Source organism: Streptomyces sp. NBC_00631, from assembly GCF_045206895.1.
Classification (GTDB): domain Bacteria; phylum Actinomycetota; class Actinomycetes; order Streptomycetales; family Streptomycetaceae; genus Streptomyces.
Genome location: NZ_CP107734.1, coordinates 5,768,418 through 5,788,363, shown reverse-complemented (window position 1 = coordinate 5,788,363; position 19,946 = coordinate 5,768,418). Strand labels below are relative to the sequence as shown.

19 protein-coding genes are annotated in these 19,946 nt (G+C 73.6%); 10 read left to right on the top strand and 9 right to left on the bottom strand.

All coding sequences use genetic code 11. The annotated features are described in order from the left end of the window. The first annotated feature begins 329 nt into the window (after positions 1-329). Positions 330-1,280, top strand: a complete 951-nt coding sequence (locus OHB00_RS26570) for an LAETG motif-containing sortase-dependent surface protein (RefSeq protein WP_406438174.1) — start codon at positions 330-332, stop codon at positions 1,278-1,280. Positions 1,281-1,368: 88 nt separating this feature from the next. On the opposite strand, the gene OHB00_RS26565 is transcribed toward OHB00_RS26570, so the two are convergent. The 4 genes from OHB00_RS26565 to OHB00_RS26550 form a co-directional block, all read right to left on the bottom strand. Next, positions 1,369-1,860 (bottom strand): hypothetical protein, encoded by a 492-nt coding sequence (locus OHB00_RS26565; RefSeq protein ID WP_406438173.1) that lies wholly within the window; start codon positions 1,858-1,860, stop codon positions 1,369-1,371. 92 nt (positions 1,861-1,952) lie between these two features. Further along, positions 1,953-2,975, bottom strand: coding sequence for an ArsR/SmtB family transcription factor (locus OHB00_RS26560; protein ID WP_406438172.1), 1,023 nt, complete (start codon positions 2,973-2,975; stop codon positions 1,953-1,955). 110 nt (positions 2,976-3,085) lie between these two features. Further along, positions 3,086-4,069, bottom strand: a complete 984-nt coding sequence (locus tag OHB00_RS26555) for a nucleoside hydrolase (RefSeq protein ID WP_406438171.1) — start codon at positions 4,067-4,069, stop codon at positions 3,086-3,088. Between the two features lie 483 nt (positions 4,070-4,552). After that, on the bottom strand, positions 4,553-4,858 hold the full coding sequence (locus OHB00_RS26550; protein WP_406438169.1) for a hypothetical protein: 306 nt from the start codon (positions 4,856-4,858) through the stop codon (positions 4,553-4,555). Between the two features lie 188 nt (positions 4,859-5,046). Here OHB00_RS26550 and OHB00_RS26545 point away from each other — a divergent pair, with 188 nt between their 5' ends. After that, positions 5,047-5,829: a hypothetical protein gene (locus OHB00_RS26545; protein WP_406438167.1), complete on the top strand. Its 783-nt coding sequence runs from the start codon at positions 5,047-5,049 to the stop codon at positions 5,827-5,829. Positions 5,830-5,835: 6 nt separating this feature from the next. Here OHB00_RS26545 and OHB00_RS26540 read toward each other — a convergent pair whose 3' ends face one another. Together OHB00_RS26540 and OHB00_RS26535 are read right to left on the bottom strand one after the other, a co-directional pair. After that, a complete protein-coding gene (locus tag OHB00_RS26540; RefSeq protein ID WP_406438165.1) occupies positions 5,836-5,961 on the bottom strand; it encodes a hypothetical protein in 126 nt (41 codons plus the stop codon). Between the two features lie 32 nt (positions 5,962-5,993). Continuing rightward, on the bottom strand, positions 5,994-7,337 hold the full coding sequence (locus OHB00_RS26535) for a tetratricopeptide repeat protein (RefSeq protein WP_406438163.1): 1,344 nt from the start codon (positions 7,335-7,337) through the stop codon (positions 5,994-5,996). A gap of 111 nt (positions 7,338-7,448) precedes the next feature. Here OHB00_RS26535 and OHB00_RS26530 point away from each other — a divergent pair, with 111 nt between their 5' ends. Together OHB00_RS26530 and OHB00_RS26525 are read left to right on the top strand one after the other, a co-directional pair. Beyond that, positions 7,449-7,658, top strand: coding sequence for a hypothetical protein (locus OHB00_RS26530; RefSeq protein ID WP_406438162.1), 210 nt, complete (start codon positions 7,449-7,451; stop codon positions 7,656-7,658). A gap of 536 nt (positions 7,659-8,194) precedes the next feature. Further along, positions 8,195-8,959 (top strand): NPP1 family protein, encoded by a 765-nt coding sequence (locus tag OHB00_RS26525; protein ID WP_406438161.1) that lies wholly within the window; start codon positions 8,195-8,197, stop codon positions 8,957-8,959. A gap of 34 nt (positions 8,960-8,993) precedes the next feature. On the opposite strand, the gene OHB00_RS26520 is transcribed toward OHB00_RS26525, so the two are convergent. Together OHB00_RS26520 and OHB00_RS26515 are read right to left on the bottom strand one after the other, a co-directional pair. Continuing rightward, a complete protein-coding gene (locus OHB00_RS26520) occupies positions 8,994-10,049 on the bottom strand; it encodes a hypothetical protein (RefSeq protein WP_406438159.1) in 1,056 nt (351 codons plus the stop codon). A 721-nt stretch (positions 10,050-10,770) separates the two neighbouring features. After that, entirely contained in the window at positions 10,771-11,892 is a 1,122-nt protein-coding gene (locus OHB00_RS26515; RefSeq protein ID WP_406438157.1) for a PP2C family protein-serine/threonine phosphatase, read from the bottom strand. Positions 11,893-12,015: 123 nt separating this feature from the next. Between OHB00_RS26515 and OHB00_RS26510 the strand changes: the two genes are divergently transcribed. The 3 genes from OHB00_RS26510 (at position 12,016) to OHB00_RS26500 (ending at position 14,434) form a co-directional block, all read left to right on the top strand. Next, on the top strand, positions 12,016-12,456 hold the full coding sequence (locus tag OHB00_RS26510; RefSeq protein WP_406438155.1) for a hypothetical protein: 441 nt from the start codon (positions 12,016-12,018) through the stop codon (positions 12,454-12,456). 289 nt (positions 12,457-12,745) lie between these two features. Continuing rightward, positions 12,746-13,726, top strand: coding sequence for a hypothetical protein (locus OHB00_RS26505; RefSeq protein WP_406445994.1), 981 nt, complete (start codon positions 12,746-12,748; stop codon positions 13,724-13,726). 114 nt (positions 13,727-13,840) lie between these two features. After that, complete coding sequence (locus OHB00_RS26500; protein ID WP_406438154.1) at positions 13,841-14,434, top strand: HAD family acid phosphatase; 594 nt, start codon at positions 13,841-13,843, stop codon at positions 14,432-14,434. Here OHB00_RS26500 and OHB00_RS26495 read toward each other — a convergent pair. Next, a complete protein-coding gene (locus OHB00_RS26495) occupies positions 14,413-15,777 on the bottom strand; it encodes a PLP-dependent aminotransferase family protein (RefSeq protein WP_406438152.1) in 1,365 nt (454 codons plus the stop codon). The genes OHB00_RS26500 and OHB00_RS26495 overlap by 22 nt on opposite strands. 76 nt (positions 15,778-15,853) lie before the next feature. On the opposite strand from OHB00_RS26495, the gene OHB00_RS26490 reads away from it, so the two are divergent. From OHB00_RS26490 to OHB00_RS26480, 3 genes are all read left to right on the top strand, one after another. Continuing rightward, entirely contained in the window at positions 15,854-16,642 is a 789-nt protein-coding gene (locus OHB00_RS26490; RefSeq protein WP_406438151.1) for an alpha/beta fold hydrolase, read from the top strand. 163 nt (positions 16,643-16,805) lie between these two features. Further along, positions 16,806-17,726: an endonuclease/exonuclease/phosphatase family protein gene (locus tag OHB00_RS26485; RefSeq protein ID WP_406438149.1), complete on the top strand. Its 921-nt coding sequence runs from the start codon at positions 16,806-16,808 to the stop codon at positions 17,724-17,726. A gap of 26 nt (positions 17,727-17,752) precedes the next feature. Continuing rightward, positions 17,753-19,708 (top strand): FUSC family protein, encoded by a 1,956-nt coding sequence (locus tag OHB00_RS26480; RefSeq protein ID WP_406438148.1) that lies wholly within the window; start codon positions 17,753-17,755, stop codon positions 19,706-19,708. Positions 19,709-19,946: the final 238 nt, after the last annotated feature.

Genomic DNA, 19,946 nt, shown 5'->3' with positions numbered 1-19,946 from the left:
CGGACGGGACACACACCGATCGGACGGAGAGACACCGAAGGGAAGTCTGTCCATATTGCCGAGAAAGCGAAACTTCACACCGGCCGGAGCGGATCGTTCCCTGTGTGAGGGAGTTGTGATGGCGCCCGAACAGCCCTTGATCCGCCGCAGGTTGACAGGGTTCGGCAAGGCCAACCACCATGGGCCGCACACTGTGGCGCATGTGACCAATGAGCCCGGTGTCTCTTCGCTTTCCACTGCCCTTCCGCCGCCCGCCCGCCGCCCGTCCGCTTCTCACGACGAGCGGCGCCGGGCCGGCGAGAGATGAGCACCCCACGGATGGGATATCCATGTCCATAGCCAGACATGTCACCGCGCGTCGCCTGCTGGGGACGGGCGTCGCGTCGTTCGCCCTGTGCGCCGCCTCCGTCGCCGGCGCGTCCGGCGCCTGGGCGCACGGCGCTTCCGGCGGTGACGGCTGGAAGTCGGGCGGCCACTACAGCCCCGGCACCGGCGCCGGCACGGAGACCGGCACCGACAAGTGCCAGTTCTCGATCGACGGCTCGAACTTCTTCGACTCGGTGAAGGTCGACGACCAGAACCTGAAGGTCACCGACGACGGCAAGGTCCACCTCAAGGTCCGCGCCGCCGCCGACGCCGCCTCCTGCACCGCCTCGCTCGCCTCCTACATCGCCCACGGCCCCACCTTCGCCACCTCGGGGCAGCAGATCTTCGTCGACTTCGACTCGGTGACGGTCAAGCAGGGCCAGACCGACTCCCTCGACATCGCGGTCCCGGACGCCGGCTGCTTCGCGCAGATCGACCTCTACCGGGGCGCGACGAAGTTCGACGGGAAGACGGACGCGAACGACGGCTTCGACCACGGTGACCTGCCGGCCGGCCCGGACCACGCGGTCATCAAGGACAAGCTGATCGCCTCCTGGAACGGCGGTACGAAGGACTGCTCGACCACCGAGTCGTCCTCGCCGTCCCCGTCTCCCTCCGCCTCGGAGTCGGAGTCGACCCCGGCCCAGCCGTCCACCCCGCCGGCCGCGGAGACCACCGCCCCGGCGCCCTCGGAGAGCTCGGCGACCGGCACGGCCAGCGCGTCTCCCTCCCCGTCCGACTCGACGACCTCCCCGGCGTCGGCCCCCAGCACCGACTCCGGTGGTGGCGGCGACCTCGCCCACACCGGCGCCAGCTCCAGCACCGGTTACATCGCCGGCGGCGCGGCCCTGCTGCTGGCCGGCGGCGGCGCGATCGTCGTCGCGACCCGGCGCCGCAAGGCGACCCGCGCCTGATCCCTTCGGGTCTCCTCGGGTCGCTTCGAGCGCAGACGTACGCCCCGGCCGTCGTGGACGGCCGGGGCGTACGCGCGTTCCCCGTGGGTCAGCAGTTGCGGATGGACCAGACCGGCGTCCAGTCGTAGCTGTACACGGTGTTGTCCGGCGTGAACTGCTTGAGCACGTTGCCGCTCTGCCCGTAGAAGTACGAGGTGACCCCGCCGGTCTGCGAGTCGACGTAGTAGCCGCCGCCGTTCCAGTACGACAGCGAGTACCGGGCGCAGTTGTAGAGGAAGAAGACCTTCCAGTCACCCGTCGTGGGGTCCCACGCCGCGGTGCAGAGGCTGCCGCTGGTGCAGCTGACCGTGGAGCCGGCGGCCACGTGGACGACCGTGCTCGCGGCCGGCGAGGTGGTCGGTGAGTTCGCCGCGGCGGACCTGGGCGTCACCCCGGCCGGTGCCGCGGGCAGCACCAGCGTGTGGGCGCCCTTGGCGGTGGCCTGCCGCGGAGCGGCCTGGGCCGGACCCGTGACGAACAGCACCGCCAGCGCCACCGCCAGCGCGCCGATGAGCCCGGCGATGAATCGTTTGTCGCGCATTCTGTCTTCAACCCCCTGTGAGAAACGGCGACTTGGACACCATCAGGCTGTCCGCGGCCGCCGTTGCCCCACCACACGTTTAAGCCGTGGCTTCAGGGTCGGCCGGTGCCCGGCGCGCCGGGCGGCCGGGGCCGGGCTTCGAGCAGGGTGATACCGGCCGGGGTGATGGTGTGGACGACGTACTTGCTGTGCCGGACGCTGAGCAGCAGCCCCGCCCGGCGCAGTACGGCGGTGTGCTGGCTGGCGGCGGCGCCGGAGATGCCGAACCGCGCGGCGAGCTCGCCGGTGGTCCGGCCGGTGACGACGTCCTCCAGGATCGCGGCGCGGGTCCTGCCGAGCAGCGCGCCCAGCTCCGTACCGCGCGGGTTCCCTGCGCCCGCCCAGTCCGGGGTGTGCTCGATCGGGTAGACCACCACCGGCGTCCAGTCGGGCGCGGGGAAGGCCAGGGTGACGGGTCTGCGGGTGCAGAAGAAGGAGGGCTGCAGCACCACCCCTCGCCCGTTCAGGCGGACTTCACGGTCGACGGGGTAGTCGGCCTCCAGCACCGGCGGGCGCCAGCGCAGCACGGGACCGAAGCTCGCCAGCAGCCCGTCGGTACCGCCCGCCAGGACGGCGCGGGCGCGGGCGGCCCGGTCGGCGTCGATCTGGGCGCGGATCTGCGGCCAGAACGGGGCGAGGGCCCGCCGGTGGTGGCCGTGCAGGGCGGTGCCCAGCCGGCGCAGGGCCTCGGGTTCGCCGTCGGCGAGCGACCGGGCCAGGTCCGGTAACGGGCGGCGCCGCTGGGGGGAGGCGGCGAGCAGCGTGAGGTCGCGGCGCAGGGCGGTACGGGGCGTGCCGAGCACGGTGTCGAGGGCGGCGGCCAGTTCGCGGCCGGTGCCCGGGGCGGGGGTGAGGAAGTCGGGCAGGTAGCCGCGCCCGGGCAGCAGTCCGGCGAGCAGCCGGTCCGCCGGTCCGCCGAGACGGGGCCGCACCAGGTGCCGCCACTGCCCGAAGGTCGGGGCGTCGCCGCCGTCGAACAGGCCCTGGAAGCTGTTGACGATCTCCCAGAGATGGTCCGGCCCGGCGGCGACGCGCACCCGCGCGATGTCGTCGGGCGTGAAGTGCACGCGCAACATGGGGGGTTCTCTCCGATGGTGGTCGGTCATCGGGGGTGGTGGTCACGGCGATGACCACGGGATCGCCCCATGAGAGTCACCCGTCCCATTCGATCCGGACAAGGGTGTTTTCAGTTGGCTTGGGGCCGCCCGCCCGTGACGGTCTCCAGGTACAGCTTCACGTACCGTGCCACGTCGACGTCCAACCCCACGTCCACCATGGCCTGTTCGCGGGCACCGCCGTGGATCTCGGCCTCGCCGGGGCGGGGGCGGCGGTCGACGACGGTCTGGCCCCGGGTCGGCCCGGGGGCGAGGGAGACCTCGACCGGAAGGAGCCGGGTGGTCAGACCGGCCGGATCGGCCACGGCGCACACCGCGCCCGCGTCGCCGAGGCCGCCGGCGGCCTCGGCTTCCGCGTCCGAGCCGGGGGTGGCCGGCCGGTGTGCGAGCAGTTCCCCGGCGAGCCGGGCCCCCGGTTCCGCGCTCGCGCGCAGCCGTCGTACCTCTTCCCCTGGCACCACGACCCGCTGGAAGACGTCCAGGCCGTACATCGTGATCGGCACGTCGGCGGTGAGCAGGACGGCGGCCGCCTCGGGGTCGTGCCAGACGTTGAACTCGGCGACCGGGGTGGCGTTCCCGGTGGCGACCGCGCCCCCCATGAACACGATCCGCTCGATGTTCCGGGTCACCTCCGGGTGGGTGCGCAGCAGCAGGGCGATGTTGGTGAGCGGGGCGGTGGGGACGAGGGTGACCGGGCGGGGCGAGCGGAGGATCTCGCCGCGCAGCAGGGTGACGGCGTCGACGTCGGCGGGGCGCCGGGTGGGCGCGGGCAGCCCGAGGTCCCCCATCCCGTCCGTCCCGTGCACATGCCGCGCCGACCGCGCCGGCTCGATCAACGGCCGCTCGGCACCCCGGGCGACGGGAACGTCCCCGGCCCCGGCCCGCTCCAGCACGGTCAGGGTGTTCCGGACCACCCCGTCCACGTCCGTGTTCCCGGCGACACAGGTCACCGCCCGCAACTCCAGCCCCGGATGGCGAACGGCGAACAGCAGGGCGAGGGCGTCGTCGACACCGGTGTCGCAGTCGACAATCACGGGGATGCGCTGACCGGCCACGGGGGCTCCTTCCGTCGGCCCCGACTCTAATCGCCGGCGTGCACCCCTCACCGGACGGGGCCTTGTGGCCGACGGCACGGCAGCCGCCCACAAGGCCGCGCACCGGTGCCTGCACACGGCTCCCCGGCGGCGCCTTCTCCAGCGCCGGCCGGTAGAGCCGCGCGAGGTCCAGCGTGTGCACGGCGGACCACTGGTTCGCGCCGTCCCCGACATGGCCGGAGACCCCCGTGGCCCGGGCGATCCGGATCAGCATCGGCAGGAACCCGCTCCGGTCCCGCGCGCTGTGCACGACCGGCGGCATCCCGACGAGCACGGTCCGTACCCCCTGCTCGGCGAACTCGCCGAACAGCCGCCCCGTGGCCGACCGCGGATTGGCGCCGTACGCCGCGCCGGGATGCTCGTTGCCGTCGCCGTGCCCCATGCCGACGCCCAGGAGCGCCTTGCCGGTCCCGGCGAGCGCCTCGCCGAACGCCCGCGCCGCGGTCAGGTCGGTCGCCGCCGCCCCGGCCATGTCCCCGGCGGCCATCCGAGCAGCGGGAGTTCGGCCCCCGCTTCCGGAGTGTCGTCGCCGGCCACGCCGAACTGCGGGAGCGCTCCGCGTTCAAGGAGTTCACCCTCGCCGCGGCCCTGACCGGCGCCCTCCGGCAGCGCGGGGTGCCCGACCCGGCCGCGAGCCTCGCCGCCGGCCTGGGCGTCCGCGCGTTCGCCACGGCCTTCACCCAGTGGATCGCCCCCGCGAACGACCAGCCCTTCCCCACCCTGGCCCGCCACGGCCTCACCGAACTCCACCAGGCGGCGACCACCCTCACCTGGCACGGGCGTGGTGAACCTCCCCGGCGGCCGGTCCGAGCCTCGTTCGGCGGCCGACCGGCGGACCCCCCTCACCCGGACGGACCGGAGCGGTGGTGGGCGGGGGCGAGGGATGGTGGCGTGGGAGCACGCGTTCCGCTGTTCCTGGTTCCCGGGGAGGCCCCGTCATGAGAGTCACCGCCTGCGGCCTTGTCGTGGCCGGCCTCCTCGCCGCCGGCGCCTGTACGGCCACCGAGCCGCCGCAGGCCGACGCTCCCGCCTCCGCCCCGGCCGGCAACGCGACCACCGCCGAACGGGCCGCCCCGGCCAGCCCCGGCGCCGCGGCCGGCACCCCGGCGCTCACCGTCGAGCAGGCGCAGGCCGCACTGATCGGCGAGAGCGACCTGGGCGTGCCGTGGACGGCGACCGACGGCACCGCCACCTGGCACGACGGGCTGCTCAAGGCGGCCACCGGACAGCCGGACTGCCAGCGTCTCCTTGAGGCCCTCTACACCGACGAACTGCTCGGCGCCCCGGCCGGCCCGCAGGCCGCCACCGCCCTCGACGACGGCGACGACGCGGCCCAGCTCCGCTACCAGGTCGACGCGAGCCACTCCGCCGACGTCGACCGGACCCTGGCCTGGCTGCGGGCCCTGCCCCGGATCTGCGCGCAGTTCACCGCGCAGACGACCGCGGCCGGCACCGCGGCCGTGCGGGTCGCCGACGCCGGGCTGCGGGACTTCGGCGACGCGCGGCAGGGGCTGCGGATCACCCTCACCGCGCAGCCCTCCGCCGCCGACGACCCCACCATCCTGACCCTCGACGTCGCCGTCGTCCGCGTCGGCGACGACGCGATCGTCCTGACCGCCGGCGCCCTGGGCACCCTCCCCGACGACACCACCGAGCAGGCCCTCGACATCGGCGTCCGCCGCCTCGCCCAGGTACGGGAACAGGGGCGCGCGCAGGCCTAGAACGGGTCACGGGGTCTCGTACGGGTCGGACGGCTGCTGCACCGTCCTCGCCGACCTCGCGTCCAGCACCGGCGGCCACGCCGCGTCCGAGCCGAGTGTGCCCTTGGGGTGCCAGGTGCCGGTGTGTGCCACCCCCGCGAGGTCCGGCGCGGGGGCGGCCCTCGCTACAGCGGTGGCTGGGCCGGTGCCGGTCCCAGGGTCGTGGTGCCCGGGGCCGTACGGTGGCCGAGGCCGGTGCGGTACGCGTCCAGTGCCGCCTCCACCCGGCCGGTGCGGCGCAGCAGGTCGCCCAGCAGGCGGCACAGGTCCGCCAGGTCACCCGCCGCGCCCGCCCGTTCCAGCAGGCTCAGCGCCCGTACGTAGTGCTCCTCCGCCGCCTCCGTGTCCCGGGCGTCCTCGGCGATGATGCCGAGGAGGCGGTGCGCGGCGGCCGAGTGGACCGCGCCGCGCTCGGAGCTGAAGTCGCCGAGCACGTCGTGCAGCAGCTCGGCGGCCTCGTCGGACTTGCCGCGGCGGTGCAGGACGTCGGCCAGTTCGACCGCCGCCTGACTGCGGTACAGGGCGGCGCGGGTCTCGGACAGCATCGCGAGGGCGTCCCGCAACTCCCCTTCCGCACGCTCCAGTTCGCCGTTCTGGGCGTAGACGTAGCCGCGCATCCAGTGGCAGTTGGCGAGTTCGGTACGGAGCTGGAGCTGGCGGTACAGCTCGGCGGCCTTGGCCAGGGAGGCGTCGGCCTCGGCGACCCGGCCCTCGGCGAGCAGGGTGCGGGCGACGGAGCGGTGCATCCGGGCGATCAGCGCGGGGTCGCCGGCCTGCGGGGCGAGGGCGAGGGCGAGTTCGGCGGCCTGGGCGGCGCGGGCGTGGGCGCCCATGTCCATGTACGGGCCGATGGCGGAGGCGTACAGCAGCAGCAGCGCGTCGGGGTCGTGCAGGCCGCTGCGGTTCAGTTCGTCGAGCGTGGACTCAAGGAGGTAGACGGCATAACGAAGCTCACCCGCGAGGTAGTGGCTGACCGCCCGGCCGCGGATCGCTGGTACCCGCACCGGCAGCGGCTCCTCGGCCGTCCACAGCTCGGCCCGCTCGAAGTACTCCCTGGCCTGCCCCAGCTCGCCGGTGTCCAGGGCGCATTCGCCCATCCCGAGCAGCGCGGTCGCCTGCTCGACCGCGAGCCCGTGCGCCTCCGCCTCCTCGAAGAGGGCCGCGTACTGGGCGGCGGCCGCCTCGGCCGCGCCGGTGGCCAGGGTGCGCTGGGCCTCGGTGAGCCGCAGCCTCAGGTCGGTGGCGAGGTGGGCGGGGCGCCCGCTGGCCAGCTCCTCGAAGCCGACGCCGAGCCGGCCCGCGATGTGCCGCAGCGCCTCGTCGGAGGCCCGCACCCGCCCGGCCTCCAGCGTGGAGATGTACGCCGGCGTGTAGGCCGGTTCGGCCAACTGCCGCTGGGTCAGACCACGTCCGGTGCGCAGTTGCTGCACCCGCCGCCCTATGGTCTCCGGATCGTCCCGTTCCTGCATCCTGCCATTCCCCCCAACTCCCCCAGTACCCCTTGCCGTTGCGCTCTGACACCCCTAGGTTAAACCGCGAATTAAACGTGCTTAACCCGCCCCTGTTGTTGCGAGGTCGCCGTGCCCGGACGCACATCCGCACGCCCCACCGCGCTCCGCCGGTCCCGGATCCGCTCCCTCGGGGGGACCCCCACCGCCCGCAGTGTCGTGGCAGCGGTGATCGCCGTGGGGGCGCTGATCACAGCCGCCAACGCCGGCCCGGCACGGGCGACGGACGGCTCCCCCGGTTCCCCGGCTCCGGCCACGGCACAGCACGCCGTCGGTCACTAGGGACTGGCCCGTGATCCCGTCGGCGAGCAGGACACCCGTCGGGTCACAGGATGACAGCCGGTTCACTTGCCGGTAGGCAGTTTCGCCGTGATGGACCGGGCCACCTGGACCACCTTGTCGTCCGACTCGCCATCGTCCGGTACGAGGGGCCGCCCGCCGTCCGGCGCAGCTCGTGGGCGAACCGCTGCACCGGACCGGAGGTCGGGTCGAGCGGTCTCGCGGGACGCCCCATACCGTCGTACCTCCGTACACCCGGTGAAAGCGGTATCAGGAGCGACGACCATACGGGTCAGCGGAGAACAGGAGGGTTGACCCCAGGTGACGGACGGGTGTCCTCGAACGGTCCGCCACCTGCGGACACAGGCATCCGGAGGGCGGCCGCAGCGGACCGTCGTTGATCAGTTCCGCGAAAAGCCGTCGCGAGTTTCACGGAAAGCCCTTCCATTGAACGCTCAACAGGCGCCAGGCTCTGTCTCCACACCCCCGGATGTCATGTCCGGGGCGATTGTCGTGTGCACTGTCGACTGGAGCCCCCGATGTCCCGAACCAGGACCCGCCGCCTCGGCCGAGCCGCCGCCGTCGTGGGCAGCGCCGCCGCGCTCACCCTCGCCCTCCCCTTCAGCGCCTCCGCGAGCGTGCTGCAGAACCTCCCCGAGAACGCGACCACGTTCCAGAAGTTCTTCGAGCCGCTGTACGACTACGACACGGACGCCTGCTACCCCGCCGCCGCCATCGACCCGAGCGGCAACCTCAACGGCGGCCTGAAGCCGACCGGCTCCGTCACCGGCAGCTGCCGCACCGGCCACCTCGACCACGCCAACACCTACTCGCGGGCGAAGTGCAACAACGGCTGGTGCGGAATCATCTACGCGAGCTACTTCGAGAAGGACGAGGCCTCCCCGGGCATCGGCCACCGCCACGACTGGGAGTGCATCGTCGTCTGGGTCCAGCAGGGCGCGGACTACCCGTCGTACCTGTCCGCCTCCCAGCACGGCGACTTCGAGACCGAGGCCGTCGCCGACGTGCCGATGAGCAGCCAGCGCGTCCAGGTCGTCTACCAGAAGGACGGCCTGAGCACCCACGACTTCCGGTTCGCCAAGTGGGGCGAGACCCCGGAGAACGACGACGCCGCCTGGCACCAGGAGAACCTGCTGACCTGGGACAACATGGCGTCCAACCTGCGCGACATCCTGAACGCCTCCGACTGGGGCGACGCGAACTTCCCGCTCCAGGACGCCAAGTTCGACGACCACCTCAACAAGGCCAAGCCGAGCGCGATCACGTTCGACCCGTACGCCTGACCCGGGCACCGGATCCGGGCCCCGGGCCGAACCTCTAGTTCGTCTGAAGCTGCCGCAGGTGCTGCTGGACGTTCTCCAGCGCGCCCTCCCGGCGACCCGGCACCCTCAGTCTCAACTCCGCCAGCGCGGGCCCGAGTTCACGGGCCCGCGCCGTGTCCTTGATGGCGCCCCACTGGTGGTGGGCGCGGTCCACGGCCGCCTCGACGGCCGGGGCGTCGGCCGGCTGCCCCGCGGCCAGCCGGGCGTGCGCCACGGTCAGCCAGGTACGGCAGCTGCGCGCCGCGTCGCCCGCGAACATCGCCAGGTCGGCCCGTACCTCGGACCAGTGCAGGGCGTCCTCGCAGGCCGGCCCGTGCGCCCGCGCGGCCGCCTCCTCCCAGCGGGCGGCGAGCACGTCCGCCTCGGCGTACCGCCCGTCCCGCACGGCCGCGCTGATGGCGTCATGGGGATCCCCGCTGTCCTGCGTGTGCGTGCTGAGCAGCATGTCGGCGGCGACGTCCGCCCCTAGCCGCGCGAGCACCTGCCGGTGCAGCTCCGCCATCGCCGGCCGGTGCCCGCTCCTGAGCAAGGTCGCCACGGCCTTCATGTACGACGGTGCGCCGACCTCCCGCCGGGCGGGCGGCGGGGCGATCCGCCCGTGCACGGCGTTGTTCCGCCCGGAGTCGAGCGGCACGGTGCGCAACTGCTCCCAGGTCTCCGGATCCGCGTGCAGATCGAGCACCAGGGTCGTCGCCCCGGCCGGCCGCAACCGCAGCTCCTCCCGGACCCAGTGCCAGGGCAGGCCGGTGTACCGGACGGTGGCGGGCGTGGTCCGGGCCAGCGCGAGATGCGGCAGCCGCTGCTTGCGGTCCAGGTGCAGCTGGCCCGCGACGAACACGGTCAGCGGACCGGGCGCGGCCGCGGCGGCCCGCAGCCGTGTCAGCACGGCCTGCGGCTCCAGGGGGTCGGCGAGTTCGACGACGTTGGCGGTCTCGGTGCCGGAGAGTATCGCCGGGGGCACGGCCGCGAGCACGGGGAGCACGGAGGCCGCGTCCACCAGACGACCTTTGCCGGTCGGCGAGGCCGCGAGCAGCAGCACGGTTCCGGGCATCGGGCCCTCCCCCTTTGTTCCCCGGTTTCACTTACGCCCAGCACGGTAACCGCTGCGCTTGCAAAGCGGGGCCCACGAAGGAGCTTTGGGCCGGGTAACGACCGGTACGCCCACCCCAGGCGTCCACCGGCCCCACCCCCTCTGCCCCCACTCCCCTTGACACCCGACCCTTCCTTCTCACCACCATCCCCTCTCTGCCGCCACTCTCCGCCGCCGGCACCCCCTCCCCGCCGCCACCCCCTTCCCGCCGCGACGGCGCTCAGCCACGGCGTTGCGGTCCGGCGGTGCCCAACCGCCGGCCACCCGCCATCGGTCCGCCGACCCGTTGCGGAGTGCAGCACCATCGTGGCTGGTCGCGCAGTTCCCCGCGCCCCTAGGGAGTTGCGGTCCGGCATGCTGCCATCTCACCGCCCCTATCACTCTCCGCCGTCCCCCCTACCCGCCAAAACCCCCTCCACCGCAACCCCGCTCCACCGCAACCCCGCTCCACCGCAACCCCCTCCACCGCACCCCCCCACCGCCCACCTCTCCACCGCACCCCCCACCGCCCACCTCTCCACCGCACCCGCCATCGCCCACCTCTCCATCGCACCCCCACCGCCCACCTCTCCACCGCACCCCCCTTTCGCCGCCATCACTCTCCGTCGCGGCGGCGCTCAGCCACGGCGTTGGGGCTCGGTGGTGTTGAACTGCCGGTAGCCGGGGTCGCTCTGCGCGGTCCCTAGGGAGTTGCGGTGCGGCGTACCGCGAAGATTGTGGTGTCGTCGGAGAGGCGGCCGTGGGTGTGGCGGAGTACGCCGTCGCGGATGTGGGCGACGAGGGGGGCCGGGTCGGAGGTGGGGGCGTGGGCGGCCTCCTCGGGGAGGCGGTAGAAGTCGCCGTCGGCGTCTCTCGCCTCGGTCACGCCGTCCGTGGTGATGAGGAGGGTCTCGTCGGCGGCGAGGGTGACGGTACGGGCCGGTGGCGGGCCGGTCGTCGTCAGGTCGGTCATGCCGAGGGGGAGTCCGCCGCCCGGGGGCAGCGGTCGTACCACCCCCGTCGGCCCCACCGCCAGCGGCGGCTCGTGGCCGAAGTTGATGAGTTCCACGACGTCCGGGGCGTCCGGCGGGAAGCCCAGCAGCACCGCCGTCGCGAAGCGGTCGCCGTCATCCCGGCCCAGCGCCACCGTGTGGCCCCGGTGCCGGATCATCCGAGTCTCCAGCCGGTCGGCCACCGTCGCCAGGTCCCGTTCGTGGTACCCCGCCTCCCGGAACGTCCCCAGCAGCGCCGCCGCCGTCTCCACCGCTCCCAGCCCCTTGCCCTGGACGTCCCCGACCAGCACCCGTGTGCCGTGCGGTCCCGGCTGGATGTCGTAGAAGTCGCCGCCCACCCGGGCCTGGGTGTCGGCGGCCAGATACACCGCCGCATGGTCCAGCCCGGCCCACCCCTGCGGCAGCGGCCGCAGCACGGTACGCCGGGTCGTCTCGGCGATGTCCCGCATGTGCAGCATCCGCCGTTCGCCGTTCCTGCGGACCACGCACGCGAGAAGGGCCAGCAGCCCCGCGAAGGCGACCAGTATGAAGTCGGGCAGCGTGGCCTGGTACTCGCGTGGCCAGGCCCGGTCCACGGCGACGTAGTCGAGGAGCGACAGCGCCGCGAAGACCGCCGTCGTCCAGACCCCGCAGAGCGCCGCCGCGATACCGGGGACCAGGACGATCCAGGAGACGATCCGGAACCGCTCCGTGGTGTTCAGGTCGACCGCCGTGATCCCGGCGAGCAGCAACAGCGGCGCCGCCCAGGAGATGCTCCGCCCCCGGGCCCGCAGCAGCTCCTTCCGCCGCCGCTGCGCCTGGTGGTCGGTCACGAGAGTCAGGGAAGCACGGGCGGGGACACATCGCATGTCGTACGGGATGTGCTGACCGACTTGCCAGGGGGTACCCGCAGGTGTGCCCTGGAAGGTGCGGGGTGAGGAGAGAGGAGCACGCTCATGGCTCAAGCGGCACCCACGTCCGGCGGGATGCCCCGGAGCGGCCGTACGCCCGACGTGTTCAGCGCACGGATGCACGCCAGGGCCCGGGTGGCGATACCGATCGTGACCGGGCTGATCTACGGCGACTGGGCCGCGGCCAACCGTCGCAGCGGCGGGCCCATCACCGGCTGGAACCTGCTGTTCGGCTTCGTGACGGCGTTCGTCTTCGCGGTGGTGCTGTTCGCCGTGCTGACCTACTCCCCACGGCTGCCGCGCGAACTGCACGCGGTGGTGTGGACGGCGTTCATGGGTATCGCCTTCGGCTTCCTGTACAGCCAGACCGGCGAGGCGATCATCCGGTCCATCGGCATGTCGGTAGCGGTCGCGCTGGTGACGTTCATCTTGATGTTCTACCGGTTCTACACACACGAGGACGCGGCCGGACACCGTATCCGCTAGCCGCTCACCCCGGTGTACGCGCGGGCCCCGGTCCCACGACCGGGGCCCACGTGTTCCCCTTTGTTCCCCTCACCGGCCGCCGGGGCCACCGCGGGCGCCCGGCGACGCTCCCAGGCCAGGAAACACCCGTTCGGCCCAGCCCTCCACCGGAGCGCGGCGCCCCAAGGGCCGCGCGCGCCAGGACCGTCGTACCGCCCGTTCGGCCCGACCCGGCCCCCGCCATGCCCCGAATGCAGTCGCCCCGCTCGCCCGACCGGCGTTCAGGGGCTTGCCTTGAGGCGTGCCCTCCGTGCCCTCCGTGCCCCCGGCGTCGCCAGGGTCCTCCTGGCCCGCGCCGTCCGCACGTCTTCGGCGCGCCCTGTCGGCCCTGCTGATCGCGCTGGCCTGCCTGCTGCTGCCGTTCGGCGCGCTCGCGGCCTGGGCGGCGTACGGGCTGGCGGACAGCGGACAGTACGTCAGCACGATGGCACCGCTGGCCGACGACCCGGATGTCCGGGACGCCGTGGCGGACACCGTCGGCGACGGCATCATGCGCGAGGTGGACGTCGGCCGGCCGATGCGTGGCACGGTGGCGCCGTTCGTGCGCGAGGCGGTCCGGTCCTTCACCCAGACCCGGGCGTTCCGGCTGGCCTGGGACGCCGGCAACCGGGCCACCCATGACGCCGTGCTGCGCGCGCTTGAGGGTGAGCGCGAGGAGCCCGTGACCGTCGACCTCGCTCCGGTCACCGCCCAGGTCAGGGACCAGCTCACCCAGGACCATGTGCCGCTCGCGGCCCGTATCCCGGTCCAGCACACGGCCGTCGCGGTACTGCCGGCCGCCGAACTGGACCGGCTCCGGAAGGGGTTCCACGTGCTCGAAGTCGCCGGCTTCTGGCTTCCCGTCGCGGCCGTGGTCTTCGCGGTCTGCGGCATCGCCCTCGCCGTCCGCCGCCGCCGCGCCGTCATGGCGACCGCGCTGGGCACGGCTCTGGGCGGCGCCCTGCTCGGCCTCGCCCTGACCATCGGCCGCCGGCTCACCCTGGCCGACCTGCCGCCGGACGTCTCGCACCCGGCCGCGGCCGCCGTCTACGACGCCCTGACGTCCACGCTGCGCACGGTCTCCTGGCTGCTGCTGGCGCTCGGCCTGACGGTGGCCGCGGTGGCCTGGGCCGGCGGCAGGCTGCGCCGGTCCGGGCGGCGGGAGGCGCGGCCGCCGGCTGCCGGCACAGCCGATTCCGCGTCCTACAGAGCCGATTCACAGACTCCTGACCAGAACATGCCAGTCATGTAACCGGCTGCTCGTCCGGGTGTCACCCGGCGGGCGCACCGGCCGACCACCGTGGCGGAACGACGGCCACCGGTACGGAACACCGGCGGCCGACGTGACCTGAGGAGCCCCCACCCGATGAACCGTCTCACCGCGCGCCGTGCCGCCGTCGCCGCCACGGCCGGCCTCGCCCTGTCGTTCGCCGCCGCCCTGCCCGCACAGGCCGCGGACTCGACCGTCACCGAGGCCCAGTGGCTGTCCGACGTCGCCGCCGTCACCGGCCCCGCGCAGACCTACATCGACGGCCGCGCCGCCGCCAACACCTCCGGGGCCAAGCTGGCGATCGTCCTCGACATCGACAACACCTCGCTGGAGACCCACTTCGAGGGCGGCATCACCATCCCCGCCACCCCGCCGGTGCTCGCCCTCGCCCAGGACGCGCACGCCAAGGGCATCAGCGTGTTCTTCGTCAGCGCCCGCAGCGACCTGTACAACGTGGTGACCAAGGCGAACCTGAAGTCGGTCGGCTACACCGTCGACGGCCTCTCCGCACGCACGGTCGCACAGCTGCTGACCGAGTCCGTCGCGGACTTCAAGACCTCGCAGCGCAAGGCGATCGAGGCGAACGGCTACGACATCATCGCCAACGTCGGCAACAACACGACAGACCTGACCGGCGGTTACGCCGACACCACCTACAAGCTGCCGGACTACGACGGCCTGCTGGACTGACCGTCCGCCGGGGGGTGCCGCGGGCCGTGCGCCGCGAGTCCGGCCAGCGTCCGCAGCGCCCCCACCAGTTCCGGCTCCCTCGCCGACGCGAGCCCGAGCCGTACCGCGTCCGGCGTCCGCTTCGGGTCGACGCGGAACGCGGTACCGGGCGTGACCGCGATCCCGCGGGCGGCCGCGGCCGCCGTGAAACCGTCGGCCCGCCATGGCTCGGGCAGCTCCCACCAGGCGAAATACCCTGAGGGATCGGCCCGTACGGCGAACCCCGCCAGCGCCTCGCGGACCAGCCGCTGCCGCCGCGCGGCCTGCTCCCGCTTGGCCGTCACCAGCCGGCCCACGGTCCCGTCGCCGATCCACCGCACGGCGGCCTCCAGCGCGAACGCCCCCGCGCTCCATCCCCCGGCCCGGACGGCGGCCGCCACCGCGTCCACCCGGTCCTCCGGTACGACCGCGAACCCCGCGGTGAGACCGGGCGCGACCCGCTTGGAGAGCCCGTCGACGAGATGGACGAGCCGGGGCGCGAGGGCGGCGAGCGGCGGCTCGGGGCCGTCGCGCAGGAACGACCAGATCCGGTCCTCCACGACCGGCAGCCCCACGTCGCTCACCGCACGGGCCAGTCGGAGCCGGCGCTCGGCCGGGACGGTCACCGAGGTCGGGTTGTGCAGGGTCGGCTGGAGGTAGAGCGCGGAGAGCGGCGCGGACCGGTGCACGGCCAGGACGGACTCGACGACCGGCCCCTCCTCGTCCGCCCGCACCGGGACGAGCGTCACGCCGAGCCGCCCCGCGATCTCCTTGACCAGCGGATACGTCAGCGGCTCGACCCCGACCCGGCCGCCCGGCCGTACCAGGGACCCCAGGGTGGCGGCGATGGCCTGCCGGGCGTTGCCGGTGAAGAGGACGCGGCCGGGGTCGGGCCGCCAGTCGCCGGTGGCGAGCAGCGCGGCGGCAGCCTCCCGGGCGTGCGCGGTGCCGTCGGCGGCGGCCGGCCGCAGGGCGTCGGTGAGCGCGTCGGGCCGGAGCAGGGCACCGAGAGCCGGCGCGAGCAGCTCCGACTGCCCTGGTACGGAGGGGTAGTTGAGCTCAAGATTGACCCGGGCCGCGCCGTCCTCGACCAACGCCCGTCCCTGCGGCGCCGCCTGTGCGGCCCGCACGAAGGTGCCCCGCCCGACCTCGCCCACCACCAGCCCGCGCCGCACGAGTTCGGCGTAGACCCGCCCGGCGGTCGAGGCGGCGATCCCGTGCCGCCGTGCGAACGCCCGCTGCGGAGGCAGCCGTTGCCCGGCCCGCAGCCGCCCCCGCGCGATGTCCAGCGCGATCCTGTCCGCGATCCCCCGGAAGTCGTCCACGGTCCCCGTCCCCTCATTGCACCGAGGGCAAAGATTCTATTGCACCGAGGAGTCGAGGCTCCCTAGGGTCGATCACATGCCGCCCTTCCTCGCATATGACGACAACAACTCACAAACCACCCGCACTCCTCTCCTCCTCGTCCACGGCCACCCGTTCGACCGCACGATGTGGCACCCCCAACAAAGGGCCTTCGCCCGCACCCGCCGGGTCATCGCCCCCGACCTGCGCGGCTACGGCGCCTCCCCGGTCACCCCGGGCCTCACCCCGCTCTCCCGCTTCGCGGCGGACCTGGAGGAACTCCTCGACGCGCTGGGCGTGACGGCCTGCGTCCTCGCCGGCCTCTCCATGGGCGGCCAGATCGCGATGGAGTGCTACGACCGCCTCGGCCCCGCCCGGATCCGGGGCCTGGTCCTGGCGGACACGTTCCCCGACCCGGAGACCCCGGAGGGCAGACGCACCCGGAACGCCATGGCCGACCGCCTCCTCCGCGAAGGCATGCGCGGCTACGCCGACGAGGTCCTGGAGAAGATGGTCGCCCGGCACGCCCACCCCGACGTGAAGGCCCACGTCCACCGCATGATGACGGCCACCGCCCCCGAGGGCGCGGCAGCAGCCCTCCGCGGCCGCGCCGAACGCCCCGACTACCGCCCCCTGCTGCCCAGGGTCACGGTCCCCGCCCTGGTCGTGGTGGGCGCGGACGACGAGTACACCCCCGTCTCCGACGCCGAGGCGATGCACGGCCTCCTCCCCGACTCGACCCTGCACGTCATCGACAACGCGGCCCACATGCCCAACCTGGAACGCCCCGAGCAGTTCAACCGGGTGTTGCGGGAGTTCCTGGCACAGGTGGACGAAGCCTCGTAATCTCGGGCAAGTGACGCACCAGTCCACCGATGCCCCGAACCCGAAGGCCGGTCAGCACCACCTGTTTCAGCCCGCCCGCCGTTTGAGGACGAGGCCGTTCAGGCCGAAGCGGGGGTCCGGGGGCGGCAGCCCCCGAAGCGGTGCCCGCGGCCTCGCTGCCGGCGTGGCCGCCCTGCTGCTCCTCGGCATCACCGGCGTGGCCGCCTGCCGGGTCGCCGGCACCGACGGCGTCACCCCGGTCCCCCAACTCCTCGCCTTCCTCCCCTGGCTGCTCGTCCCCACCTCCCTCGGCCTGCTCCTCACCCTTCTCAGCCGCTGGTGGCCCGGCCTCTTCTGGGGTACGGCCGTGCTCGCCGTGCTCGGCTGGTTCACCGTGCCGCACGGCTACGGCGGCGCACCGACCGGCGCCCCGCTCGCCGAACTCCGCGTCCTGACCTCGAACGTCGAGTTCGGTGGCGGCGCCCCCTCCCTGGTCCCGCAGATCCGTCACTGGAAGCCGGACCTCGTGTTCGTGGAGGAGTGCGAGTACACCTGCCAGGCCACCCTGAAGAAGGAGACCGACTACCCCTACCGCACGGCCGTCGTCGCCGGCGGCTCGACCGGTTCGCTCCTGCTCTCCCGCTTCCCGCTCCGCGCCACCGACGGCGTCCCCGGCACGATGGGCATGCCCGGCGCCGTCGCCGACGTGGACGGGCACCCCGTACGGCTGCAGCTCGCCCACCCCATGCCCCCGCTGCCCGGCCAGGTCGCCCTGTGGCGCCGGGAGCTGGGCCGGCTCCGGGACTTCGCCGCCGCCGACACCCGGACCCCCACCGTCCTCGCCGGCGACTTCAACGCCTCCCAGGACCACGCTGCCTTCCGCCGCATCCTCGCCGCCGGAGACCTGCGGGACAGCGCCCGGCTCAGCGGCGCCGCCCGCACCGCCAGCTGGCCCGCGCCGACCGCGGCCGTCTTCGGCACCCAGATCGACCATGTCCTGGTCTCCCCGGACTTCTCGGCGAGCGGCGCCCGATTCCTCCGCCTGAGCCACACCGACCACCGTGCCCTCCTCGTGGACATCACCCTCCACCAGCAGCGTCCGTGATCCCCTGACCCCCCGATAATGGGCTCATGTCCCGCGAGCTTCCCATCGGCCTCACCCCTCCCGACTGGCTGGTAAGGAACCTCCGGCCCCAGCAGGCCGCCCCTCTCAACTGGCCCGCCCTCGCCCGCGCCGCCCTCGCCATGAGCCTTCCGCTCACCGTCGGGCTCGCGGCCGGACAGCCCGCGTACGGGGCGCTGGCCTCGATGGGCGCCCTGTCCGGGGTCATCGGCGACACCGCCGACGCCTACCGGATGCGGATCCTCAACATCGCGGTCCCGCAGCTCTTCGGCGCCGTCGGTGTCACCGCCGGCTCCCTGGTCTACGGCCAGGGCTGGCTGACGGTGGCCGTCGTCACCGGCGTCGCGCTGCTCTCCGGGATGATCTCGACGATCGGGGCGGTGTCCTCCGTCTCCGGCCTCCTCCTCCTGCTCAACTCCGTGATCGGCGCGGGCCTGCCACTGCCCGGCGCCTGGTGGCTCACCCCCGTGCTGATGACCGGCGGCGGCCTGCTGGTCCTGCTTCTCGCCCTGCTGGCCTGGCCGCTGCGCTCGGGCGTACCGGAACGCTCGGCGGTCGCCGCCGCCTACCGCACCGTCGCCGACCTGCTGTCCGTCAGCGACTCCGACGACGGCGAGGCGTACGACCGCGCCCGGCACACCGTCACCCAGTCCCTGAACCAGGCGTACGACCTGATCCTGGCCCGGCGCGCCCGGTACCACGGCCGCAGCCGCGAACTCGCGCGGCTGCTGGCCCAGTTGAACGCGATCACCCCGGTGGTGGAGGCCGCCCCCGCCGTCCGGTTCGCCCGCCTCTCCGGAAAGCCGCTGCCACCCGAGGTACCGGCGGCGGTGCTGCACATCGCCGACGCCATCGAGACCGGCTACACCGGCCCGACCGGGCTGAACCTGCCCGAGCCGGCCAACGAGACCGGGCGCGCCGTCGACCACGCCCTGCGGCACGTGGCCGAGGTCGCCACCACCCCCGACGTCGACCCCCGCGGTATCGACGACCGCCTCGGCCGCCCCGCCGCCCTCGGCATCCGCACCGCCCGAGCCGCCCGCAACGTGATCCTGTCCGCCAACTCCTGGCGCTACGGCATCCGCCTCGCCCTGTGCATCGGCATCGCCCAGGCCCTGGTCTCCCTCGTCCCGGTCCCGCGCTCCTACTGGGTCGCCCTCACCATCACCTTCGTCCTCAAGCCCGACTTCGGCTCGGTCTTCTCCCGCGCCCTGCTGCGCGCGGTGGGCACGGTCGCGGGGCTGGTGGTGGCGGCGACGGTCCTCACCGTGGTGCCGCGCGGCTGGTGGGACGTACCGGTGATGATGATCCTGGCCCCGCTGGTCCCGGCGCTGACCCCACGGGGCTACGGCTTCCAGACCGCCGCCATCACCCCGGTCATCCTGCTCCTCTCCGACGTCCTGAACCACCAGGGCACGGCCCTGCTCCTGCCCCGCCTCCTCGACTCCCTGATGGGCTGCGCGATCGCGCTGATCGCCGGGTACCTGCTCTGGCCGGAGAGCTGGCGCACCCGGGTCGGCGACCGGCTGGCCGACGCGGTGGCGGACACGGCGGCCTATGTCGAGCTGGCCTTCACGCCGGACGCGGACCCCGCCGCCCGCGCCCGGATGCGCCGCCGTCTCTACCGCGACCTGTCCGTCATCCGCACCGAGTTCCAGCGCGCCCTGACCGAACCGCCGCCCACCGGCCGCCGGGCGGCGGCCTGGTGGCCGCTGGTCGTCGCCGTGGAACGCATCGTCGACGCGACGACGGCGGCCCGGGTCCGGGTACGGCACGGGGCACCGCCCCCGGACCGGGCGGAGGTCGATCAGGTGGCCCTGCAACTGCGCGAGCTGGCGGAGGGCGTCCGCCGCTCGGAGACCCTCGTCGCGGTCCGCACGGACCTCACCGGCCCACCGGACAGCGTCCTGGAACCGCTGCGCCAGGAGGTGGCGGCGGCCAGAGCGATCGCCTCCCCACGCTGACGCCCCGCCACACGGCAATAACGACAGTTTGCGCCCTTAACTCCCCGATTACGGCTACTGCCGCGATGGTGGCGTCATGCGCATGACTGTGCGCACGAGGGCAGGCCGACCGAACGGAAGATTAACTGGACGCGCCCGGAAGGTAATTGAGAGCGGCTCGGAACTCGACCGCCGTACGCCCGACAGGAGTCATCGACCCTCCCCAAGATCGCAACCTGGGGCCGCTAACCTTACGTGT

Excerpts from the sequence above, each read along its gene's own strand:
- OHB00_RS26570 (WP_406438174.1), top strand. The coding sequence starts at position 330 with ATGTCCATAGCCAGACATGTCACCGCGCGTCGCCTGCTGGGGACGGGC.
- OHB00_RS26545 (WP_406438167.1), top strand. The coding sequence starts at position 5,047 with ATGAGAGTCACCGCCTGCGGCCTTGTCGTGGCCGGCCTCCTCGCCGCC.
- OHB00_RS26520 (WP_406438159.1), bottom strand. The coding sequence starts at position 10,049 with ATGCCCGGAACCGTGCTGCTGCTCGCGGCCTCGCCGACCGGCAAAGGT.
- OHB00_RS26565 (WP_406438173.1), bottom strand. The coding sequence starts at position 1,860 with ATGCGCGACAAACGATTCATCGCCGGGCTCATCGGCGCGCTGGCGGTG.
- OHB00_RS26490 (WP_406438151.1), top strand. The coding sequence starts at position 15,854 with ATGCCGCCCTTCCTCGCATATGACGACAACAACTCACAAACCACCCGC.
- OHB00_RS26480 (WP_406438148.1), top strand. The coding sequence starts at position 17,753 with ATGTCCCGCGAGCTTCCCATCGGCCTCACCCCTCCCGACTGGCTGGTA.
- OHB00_RS26525 (WP_406438161.1), top strand. The coding sequence starts at position 8,195 with ATGTCCCGAACCAGGACCCGCCGCCTCGGCCGAGCCGCCGCCGTCGTG.
- OHB00_RS26510 (WP_406438155.1), top strand. The coding sequence starts at position 12,016 with ATGGCTCAAGCGGCACCCACGTCCGGCGGGATGCCCCGGAGCGGCCGT.
- OHB00_RS26500 (WP_406438154.1), top strand. The coding sequence starts at position 13,841 with ATGAACCGTCTCACCGCGCGCCGTGCCGCCGTCGCCGCCACGGCCGGC.
- OHB00_RS26535 (WP_406438163.1), bottom strand. The coding sequence starts at position 7,337 with ATGCAGGAACGGGACGATCCGGAGACCATAGGGCGGCGGGTGCAGCAA.
- OHB00_RS26560 (WP_406438172.1), bottom strand. The coding sequence starts at position 2,975 with ATGTTGCGCGTGCACTTCACGCCCGACGACATCGCGCGGGTGCGCGTC.